The sequence below is a fragment of the Allomuricauda sp. CP2A genome (genome assembly GCF_001683915.1).
GTDB lineage: Bacteria > Bacteroidota > Bacteroidia > Flavobacteriales > Flavobacteriaceae > Flagellimonas.
This window is the reverse complement of sequence record NZ_LXTT01000171.1, coordinates 1-9,470: the sequence shown is the minus strand read 5'-3', so window position 1 is coordinate 9,470 and position 9,470 is coordinate 1. Positions and strand designations below refer to the sequence as shown.

At 39.4% G+C, this 9,470-nt stretch carries 9 protein-coding genes; all 9 read left to right on the top strand.

The window, feature by feature from the left end; genetic code table 11:
* Positions 1-1,250: sodium:solute symporter family transporter (locus A7D14_RS19510; RefSeq protein ID WP_218058563.1), on the top strand; the 1,250-nt coding region annotated here is incomplete at its 5' end.
* Positions 1,251-1,434: 184 nt separating this feature from the next.
* Positions 1,435-2,643, top strand: coding sequence for a sialidase family protein (locus A7D14_RS19505; protein ID WP_176712459.1), 1,209 nt, complete (start codon positions 1,435-1,437; stop codon positions 2,641-2,643).
* 73 nt (positions 2,644-2,716) lie between these two features.
* Complete coding sequence (locus A7D14_RS19500; RefSeq protein WP_067038190.1) at positions 2,717-3,532, top strand: HpcH/HpaI aldolase family protein; 816 nt, start codon at positions 2,717-2,719, stop codon at positions 3,530-3,532.
* Positions 3,533-3,544: 12 nt separating this feature from the next.
* The gene (locus A7D14_RS19495) at positions 3,545-4,501 is read left to right on the top strand and encodes an aldo/keto reductase (protein WP_067038188.1); all 957 of its coding nucleotides are present in this window, start codon (positions 3,545-3,547) and stop codon (positions 4,499-4,501) included.
* A gap of 48 nt (positions 4,502-4,549) precedes the next feature.
* Entirely contained in the window at positions 4,550-5,809 is a 1,260-nt protein-coding gene (locus tag A7D14_RS19490; protein WP_083158173.1) for a sialidase family protein, read from the top strand.
* 3 nt (positions 5,810-5,812) lie between these two features.
* Positions 5,813-6,760: a hypothetical protein gene (locus A7D14_RS19485; protein ID WP_067038186.1), complete on the top strand. Its 948-nt coding sequence runs from the start codon at positions 5,813-5,815 to the stop codon at positions 6,758-6,760.
* A 33-nt stretch (positions 6,761-6,793) separates the two neighbouring features.
* The gene (locus A7D14_RS19480) at positions 6,794-7,711 is read left to right on the top strand and encodes a Gfo/Idh/MocA family protein (RefSeq protein ID WP_067038184.1); all 918 of its coding nucleotides are present in this window, start codon (positions 6,794-6,796) and stop codon (positions 7,709-7,711) included.
* Positions 7,712-7,733: 22 nt separating this feature from the next.
* Positions 7,734-8,510, top strand: coding sequence for an SDR family oxidoreductase (locus A7D14_RS19475; protein WP_067038182.1), 777 nt, complete (start codon positions 7,734-7,736; stop codon positions 8,508-8,510).
* A 228-nt stretch (positions 8,511-8,738) separates the two neighbouring features.
* Positions 8,739-9,470, top strand: a 732-nt coding sequence (locus A7D14_RS19470) for a DeoR/GlpR family DNA-binding transcription regulator (protein ID WP_067038180.1), incomplete at its 3' end; no start/stop codon positions are given.

The following is a 9,470-nucleotide window of genomic DNA, read 5'->3' as shown; positions in this document are numbered from 1 at the left end:
TTTTTGCACTGCCCATCATATACTTCATTGTAGCCCATTATTTTATTCCTTATATAATGAAACTTAAAATAAAAAGTGCCTATGAATTATTGGAAACAAAATTGGATGTTAGGAGTAGAGTTGTGGCCGCAATTTATTTTTTAACAATGCGCATGGTTTGGATGGCGGTAATCATCTATATGGTTTCTGAAAAAGTCATTGTTCCTATCATGGGTTGGCCAGAAGAAACAGCTTTATTGGTAAGTATCATAATGGGAGCAGTTACCGTAATATATACCTCTTATGGAGGTTTGAAAAGTGTTGTCCTGAGTGATGTTGTCCAAACTTTTGTTTTGTTGGGCGGCTCTTTGGTCGCGATAATTTTAATTGTAAAGGATGTTGGGGGTGTTTCAAAAATAATCCCGACCCAATGGCCGGCCCATTGGGCAGAATGGAAGCTTTTTGATACTCAGGCCCGGCTCAGTTTTTTACCTGTGGTCATTACTACCGTAGGATGGTACGTCTGTACTGCAGGGTCAGATCAAATGGCCATTCAGCGATATTTGGCAACCAAAGATATAAAAGCTGCCAAGAGAATGTATTTGAATTCAATACTGTCCAATGCTTTCGTCACCTTGCTTTTGGCAGTTCTTGGGCTCGCCTTGTTCACTTATTTCAAAGTGCATCCAGATGCACTCTTAAGTGGAAATTCTATTGTAGATGAAGCCGATACATTATTCCCGAAATTTATTGTAATGGGTTTGCCTGCCGGTTTTTCCGGTCTGGTTTTGGCAGGTTTACTTGCTGCATCCATGTCAAGCCTTTCTTCTGGTATTAATTCGTCGGCCATGTCCATAATTAATGACTTTATCCTTCGGTTTGGAAAGAGGGCCATTACCACTGGAGATCAGGTTAAAATGGCAAAATACATATCCTTTGGTATCGGGTTCATTATTGTTTTGCTAAGTTTTGTTGTGGGAAACATTAAAGGAAATTTATTGGAGATAACCTACAAGACCATCAATTCATTGGTCGCTCCATTGTTTGTACCTTTTTTTATGGCCATGTTTGTCCATAAGGCAAAACCTACCGCGACCTTTATAGGTACATTGTCAAGTGGAGTTGTTGCCATATTGATCAGTTTTTCCCAAGAATTTTTTGGAAAGGCCATTTCCTTTCTTTGGATTATTCCTGTTTCTTTTATTGTTGGGGTTGTAATAAGCCTTGTTTTGAGTTTATGGAAGAAAAGTAATCATAAACGCTGGACTTGACCGGGTAGATTTTGTTGTTGGTGAATCAATATAGAAAAATTTAATTTCTAGTGTTATGGGTTTAAAGTTAACCTTGAGTTTTTTGTTAGTGCTTAATATCTCTTTTAAAATTCATGGTAAACGTCATAAAGAGTATCAAGTAACACCTTATTTTGACCATGAACAAAAAGTAAACAAAGACTCGGTGCCTTATAAGATAATTTCTAAAAATGGGATAGCCAGGGAATATCAAGCCGTTCCTGATGCCTGCCGTCTAAAAAACGGTGATATCGTGGTGGTGTATTATGATGGGGACAATCATGTGACCTATCCCAATCAAGAATATCCCAATGCGGGAAGGATTTGTTTGATCCGATCAAAGGATGAAGGGCGTTCATGGAGTACCCCGGTTGTTATATATGACGATGTAAATGATAACCGTGACCCCCATATTAATCAGATGAGTGACGGTACATTGGTCTTGAGTTTTTTTTCATTGAAATTTGAAGTATCTGGTTCGCACATATTGAAAGGAGAGGAGCCCTCATATAATCAAGAGCAAATTACCAAATATGGCAATAACCCAGATCTTTTACATGAGCAGCAACCTGAAAATTCCAAAAAGAAAGTGAGGCCTACCGGGAAAATCAAATGGAAAAGTATAGGCCCATATGTATTGAAATCTTACAACAATGGGAAAACTTGGCAAGAAGAAGCCAAGTTAATAACAACATCAACACCCGATTGGAACTGCTCGGCCAAAGTAAGAGAAATGCCAGATGGCTCATGGTTATTGCCGGTCTATCATTCCGAACCTTCAAAGAAGGCTGCTTGGGGCGGCGTTATTCCTTCATACGACAAAGGAAAAACCTGGGGAAAAGTTGTGTCCATTGGGGAGGCCGCTAATCTTGTACTTGCAGCGGAAACCGATGTTCTTTTACTGAACAATGAAACACTTTTTGCAACATTGAGAGGAGATCGCTCCATAGTCAACATGCATTATGCTCTCAGTAACGACCTTGGAAAGAGGTGGTCTCCAGTAAAGGATATGGGATTTGTCGGCCATTCCCCATCACTAACACGGCTTAAGAACGGGAAAATACTATTGTCCTATAGAGGTTTTTATGATAGTATTGGATATTATACAGGATTACAAATCAGTCATGATAATGCCAAGACTTGGCAAGGACCTTACCTTATCGACAACACACCAGGCGCGTACCCATCTACGGTAGAATTGATGGATGGATCACTATTGGCAATATATTACGAAGAAGGTAAAGGAAGCTCAATCCGGGCATTACGTTTTAAGTTGCCAGACATTGAAGATGGTAAAAGTTTTACCGGGCCAAAAAAATTGGAAACCCTTCCCTTGGACTCCGAACCATCCGGTAGAAAAGCTTCACCAAATTAAAATTTTCACTAATGAATGATTTGGGGATGAAAGGTACTATGGTGTTGAATATGATATTTCTATATAAATAACTATGAGAAGAAGCCGTGTTTTAGAAAGATTAAGAGCAGGAAAGATTGCCAAATGTTTTAAAGTCAATTTGAACGATCCAAAAGTTACTGAGATTGTGGCTATATCAGGATTTGATTGTGTTTGGTTGGACCAAGAACATATCAGTCAAGACCCATCAGTGCTTGCTGCAGGAGTATGGGCCGCAAAGGCTCATGACACTGATGTTATGGTCAGGGTTTCGCGTGGAAGTTATAGTGATTATATCAAACCACTTGAAATGGATGCTGCAGGCATATTGGTACCCCATATCATGAATCTGGAGGATGCCCAAAATGTTATCAAAATGGTACGCTTTCATCCCCTTGGACGTCGCCCAATCGATGGGGGCAATGCCGATGGGGCCTATGCCACACTTGATTTCAAGGAGTATATCCAACAGGCAAACAAACAACGGTTTGTTGCGCTTCAAATAGAAGACCCAGAGCCCTTAGAGGATTTGGAAGCCATTGCTGCATTGGAAGGGTATGACATGCTGTTTTTTGGTCCAGGAGATTTTAGTCAAGGTATTGGTGCTCCAGGACAGTGGAACCACCCAAGATTAATAGAAACCCGAAAATTAGTGGCGGAAATGGCAAATAAACATGGTAAATATGCCGCAACAGTTGGTAATCCAGACAATTTGAATGAATTAATGGATATGGGCTACCATTTTATTAGTATGGGAGCCGATGTAGTGGGTTTATCAACTTATTGCAACAGTTTACTACAAGGATTCAAAACCGGGGCGGAACAAAAAGGTGGTAATAGCCCGAAAGGAACAGAAAGCCCATACAAATAACAATCTATAATTATGAAAAGAAGACCTCTGGGAAACACGGGGATAAACGTGTCAGAAATAGCGTTTGGCGGTGTGGAAATTGGAATGCCCTATGGTATAGGGGTAAGCAGTGAAGCCGATATGCTCTCCCGCTATGAATCGATTAATCTATTACATGAAGCCGTGGATAGGGGGATTAATTTTTTTGATACGGCACGTATGTATGGAGCAAGCGAGGAAATTATGGGTCAAGCTTTTAAGACCAAAAGGGACCAAGTGGTCATTAGTACCAAATGCTGTAAACTTCGAGATAAATCTGGGGATTTGCCTTCATCCAAAAAGATAAAAGAGCTTATTGAAAAATCGTTACAGGAAAGCCTTTTGGCCTTACAAACCAATTATGTTGATGTTTATATGTTGCATCAAGCAGACCTTGGGATTCTGGAAAATGAAGATATCGCCCAAACTTTTTCTCGGTTAAAAAGAGATGGGATAATCCGAGCTACAGGGGCCTCCACATATTCGTTGGGAGAAACCAAGAAAACTATTGAAAGTGGCAACTGGGACGTTGTACAGTTACCTTATAATTTGATGGATCAAACACAGGAGATAAACTTTTCTTTAGCGGAAAAAAGTGAAATTGGCATCATGGTACGCTCTGTTTTATTTAAGGGCATATTGAGCAAAAAAGGCAGGTCTTTACATTCGGAATTGAGAGAAGTGGAGAAGCACATTGGATTATATAAAGAATTGTGTGACAAGCTTGGTTGCGACCTACCAACATTAGCAGTAAAATTTGCATTGTCATCGCATCAAGTTTCCTCGGTGCTTGTCGGCATTGATCGGATGGAATATTTGGAGAATTCAATTAGTGCCGCAAATGGTACTTATTTAGAGGTTGAACAGTTAAAAAGGCTAAAAGAGCTTCAATACCCAGATATTGACTTTTTAGACCTGGTCAAATGGGAAAGAGAAGGGTGGTTAACATAGCCTGTTTTGAACCAGTGAATATGAAAATCGTTTAAAAAAGCATTCATCATGAAATTTAACCTATATAAAATCAGTGTTTTAAGTGTAATTTTGGTTTTGGCCATTCAATGCAAAAAGACAAATACGACCGATTCAAGTATTGAGTTAAAACCTGAAGATTCTCAAACAACAATAAGGCAAAAAGGAGAATATTTGGGAGACAGCCTACTAGGTGTCCGTAAGATAAAGGATATCATAATCTACAAAGATTCAACTTATTTCTCAACATTTCCGTCCATAATACAACGACCTGATGGGGAAATATTGGTGGCATTCCGAAGAGCCCCAGATCGTAAAATATTTGGAGAGGACAAAACACATCACGTTGACCCTAACAGCTATTTAGTGGCAGTCAAATCAAGTGATGACGGAGAGACATGGACCAAGGAACCAAAATTAATTTACGCACATCCTTTTGGAGGGTCCCAGGATCCCTGTTTACTCCAATTGGAGGATGGAACAATTCTTTGTGCAAGTTATGGATGGGCATTCGTTGGGGAAGAGGGTTTGTCTAAATTAAAAAAGCCCAATTTTCAACATTCAGAAGTTTCAGGAGCTATTTTTTCAGGGGGATATTTGGTTCGATCTACAGATGGAGGAAAAACATGGGGAGAGGTTATTTATCCTCCACATATAGAGCCGGAAATATTAAATGATCCATTCGGCTCCCCAGTAGCTGCATATAATAGAGGGCAGTTGTATGAAACCAATGAAGGTAGAATATTGTGGATTGTAGCGGCCCATGATAGTCCCACTAAAACCTCAAATCACCTCATTGTTTCAAAAGATAAGGGGTTGACATGGGATTATGTTTCTCCTGTTGCTGTTGATAACACAATATCATTTAATGAGGCATCGATAATTGAAACCCCTAAAGGAGATTTTGTAGGCTTTTTAAGGACTGCAAATTTTGAGGGTCAAGCTGTTATTTCCCGTTCAACAGATGGAGGTAAGACATTCGAATGGGAGACAATGGGTTTTAAGGGGCATCCTTTACATGCACTGCGATTGAATGACAATAGGGTTTTGCTTACCTATGGATATCGGCATGAGCCATATGGGATACGTGCCAGGATACTAAATGCAGAATGTACGGATTTTGCGACAGCTCCTGAGATAGTGATTCGCGAGGATGGTGGTAATTGGGATATAGGCTATACTTGGGCAATCCAATTTGATGATGGACGAGTTTTGGTCGTGTACTATTATAATCAAGAAAATGGTCCCCGATACATTGCGGGTACTATTCTGGATATAGAGAATAAATAATAAATGGGACATCAAGAATTGATTCGGGGTCTCATGGCAGCCATGATAGCCGTACTTTTTTTTAACTGTCAAAACAATAAAAGGGCATCCAACTCAGAATCTGTGAAAATAATCGCGAAGGAAAAGTTGCAGTACGCCTTGAGGAATTCCACTGGATGGGAAAAAGTGCATGCTGCAGAATACATTCTTAATCTTGATCATTCCAATAATGTGTATGATACTTTTCTTAAGGAAGAAGAGCAAAATAGGAACAAACCCTATTACCGCATTGGAATTTGGCGGGTATTGAACCAGGCAGCGGTGACCACCACAGAAAAAAATAAATGGCTGGATTCAATTTCAAAGGTTTATGTAGAGAATACTTCCCTTGATCGTATTCATGCCGCTGAGTCTTTGGCAAAATTAAAAGTATCACCGAGCACTATTTCCATTGGGATAACCGATTCAATTCTTAAGGCATCCCATGATCCATTATGGGCTTACACCTATTGGGGCACAGCATACGATTCGGAAAAGGATATGCGAGAGGTGAAAAATAAATTTGTGGACATCATTATAGACTCCAATGAACAGACCCAAATTAAACGTATAGCACTGTACGCATTGTATAAAATGAGGAACATTGATGTCCATAACTGGGATTTATTGATTTCTAGAGCATTGGATGAAACCAGGAATTCACCCTTGAATACAAATTTATTGCTCTGCACTTTGGCAAATATTCCCAGAGATTCTTTGGGATCCTCCAGAGTACGTGAATGCAGGGAAAAGTTGGAGAGCAAAATAAATTCCTTGAATAGTGACGAACTCCCTCCAACCTTGGCCGTTTATGAATACATTGCTACAGAAGAGGACTTACCTTTTCTAAGATTTTATATGGATAAGGGAGATGATTTGAACAATAGGGAAATAATAATGGCCGCTGCAAATGCAATATTGAGTATTGATTGAAGGGGCTGATAAGTTTGATTAAGAATAAGTAGTATGATAAGAATAGGAGTTATTGGAATGAGTGATGGCAATGCCCATCCTTACTCTTGGTCGGCCATAATAAATGGCTGTTATAGCGCCGAGGAAATCAACAAAATAGGGTATCCGGCCGTAACAAACTACCTAAAGGCAAATGAAGATACTTTGGGAGTGAGAGGAGCAAAAGTAACCTGTGTCTGGACCCAGGACAAAAAAATTTCGGAAAGTATAGCCAAAACCGCAAAAATTGAAACTGTTGTGGATCACTTGGAGGAAATGGTCGAAATGGTTGATGCTGTAATATTGGCCCGGGATGATGCGGGGAACCATGTTGCTATGGCAAAGCCCTTTATTGATAGGGACATACCTATCTTTATAGATAAACCGCTGGCCATTACCATAGAGGACTTGCAATATTTTTCAGATCAATCCGCCAAGGGGAAATTCATTATGTCATGTTCTTCGATGCGTTATGCGAATGAATGTAAGATTGTCAAGCAAGAATTGGGCTCTTTGGGAAAGTTGGAGTTGGCCACTGCGGTAGGGAAAAAGGACTGGATAAAATATGGTGTTCATCTTTTGGAGGCTTTATTTTCTTTATTGAATGACCCAAGGCCCAAGTCCGTAAAGCATATAGGGCAAACAGGAAAAGACGTTGTCCATATTGAATTTGAAAATGGATTTCTGGCTACCGTGCATCTTTTCATGGGTATCACACCCACTTTTCAAATTTCCCTTTTTGGACAAGAGGGGTGGAGATTAATTGATTTTAAGAATTCATATTCTATGTTCAGGGACAATATCATAGAATTTGTCCGGTCGGTTGAGGAAGGCCAGCCCAGGCTCCCATTTAAAACAACGGAAATGATCATAAAAACCCTTATAGGGGCTACTGAAAGCCTTCAAAAAGAAGGGAAGACGGTGTATTTATAATTGAAATAATTTAAAAAATTATATGAACGTAAAGGACTTATTGAATTTAGAAGGGAAGGTCATATTGGTTTCAGGCGGTGCAGGCTCCTATGGCAAAAACATAGTGGAAGGCCTTGCTGAAGCAGGTGGAACCATTATAACGGCCTCCCGTGATTTGAAAAAGGGACAGGCCGTAGCCGAAGCTTATCGCGAGCAAGGTCTCGATGTCCATGCGATGCAGGTAGATCAGGGAATCCATGAATCTGTATTGTCCCTCAAAAATGAAATAATGCGATCTTTCGGGAGATTGGATGTTTTCGTGAACAATGCCGTTGCCCGTCCGATGAGAGGGTATGACGATACAATTGAAAACTTTGCAGAATCCATGCGAATCAATGCAACTGGCATGATGGATATTGTTAGAGAAATGTGTGAGATTATTGGAGAGAGTGGAGGAGGAAGCGTGATCAATATAAGTTCCATGATGGGCATGTTCGGTCCTGACCTTTCCAATTATGAAGGAACTGATATGGGTAACCCGTCACCAGATTACTTTTTTCACAGTGGCGGACTCATCAATCTTACCCGATATTTGGCCAAAATACTTGCAGATAAAAAAATTAGGGTCAATTGTATAAGCCCAGGTGGATTGTTCAACAATCAACCAGAACGCTTTCTTGAAAATTATCAGAAAAAAGTACCGGTAGGTAGATTGGCAAACAGTGATGATATAAAAGGATTGATGGTTCTCCTTGCATCCGATGCCGGGGCATACATTAATGGGGAAAATATATTGATGGATGGAGGAATGAATGCTTGAAATTGAATAAATCGAGGTTTTTGTGGTCCAAGGGTCATCTGTGATTGCCCTAATAGTGCTATTCCCTTGAAAATGTTTAATGTAAGTTAAAAACAATTCATAGGTTTTGTTGGCTTAATTTAACCGGATGTTGTTTAAATACAGATATTTCGATGTATTTTGATAAATATCGTGTATTTTTGATTGATTTAATCATCAACACATAGACCTGAAGCATAATTGGACATTATGAATAGTAAGAAAACAAAAACCACTACACCAGAATTACGTAAAAAAATTATATTGAACTTATTGGAGAGTGAAGAGGTCGTATCGGTACAGGAAATCGTAAATGAATGTAATGCATCGGAGGTTACGATTCGGCGTGATTTAACAGAATTGGAAGATAAAGGTCTTTTGATCAGGACACACGGCGGAGCGATAAAAAACACCGGAGCGGAGATTCTCTTCACATTCAATAGTAGAATGAACCAAAACAAGGAAAACAAGGAGCATATATGTAAGGTTGCTTCTAAGTTCATAAATGATAACGATATCATTTTTATCGATTGCGGTTCAACACTATCTTTTCTTTCAAAATACATCTCCAAAAAAGAATCATTGACCGTTATTACCAATTCACTTCCCATTGTGTCAGAACTGATAAACTTTGATAATATAAAGTTGATTGTTATTGGTGGAGAAGTTCTCAATGAACGGAAGGCAACTTATGGTCGTTCAGCTGAATTGAGCATATCCCATTATCATGCAGATAAAGCTTTTATAGGGTCAGATGGAATATCTTTGGCCAAAGGATTGACCTCTTATGATGAAAAGGAGTCTTTGATTACATTGAAAATGGCTGAAAATGCCAATGAAGTCTTTTTGCTTTGTGATTCAACTAAAATTGAGAGGAATTCCTTTGTGAGTTATGCCCCTATTTCTATCATTGATTATATTATAACGGATAAGGACTTGGAT

Coding starts and splice junctions, on each gene's coding strand:
- A7D14_RS19500 (WP_067038190.1), top strand. CDS start 2,717: ATGAGAAGAAGCCGTGTTTTAGAAAGATTAAGAGCAGGAAAGATTGCC.
- A7D14_RS19495 (WP_067038188.1), top strand. CDS start 3,545: ATGAAAAGAAGACCTCTGGGAAACACGGGGATAAACGTGTCAGAAATA.
- A7D14_RS19490 (WP_083158173.1), top strand. CDS start 4,550: ATGAAATTTAACCTATATAAAATCAGTGTTTTAAGTGTAATTTTGGTT.
- A7D14_RS19485 (WP_067038186.1), top strand. CDS start 5,813: ATGGGACATCAAGAATTGATTCGGGGTCTCATGGCAGCCATGATAGCC.
- A7D14_RS19480 (WP_067038184.1), top strand. CDS start 6,794: ATGATAAGAATAGGAGTTATTGGAATGAGTGATGGCAATGCCCATCCT.
- A7D14_RS19475 (WP_067038182.1), top strand. CDS start 7,734: ATGAACGTAAAGGACTTATTGAATTTAGAAGGGAAGGTCATATTGGTT.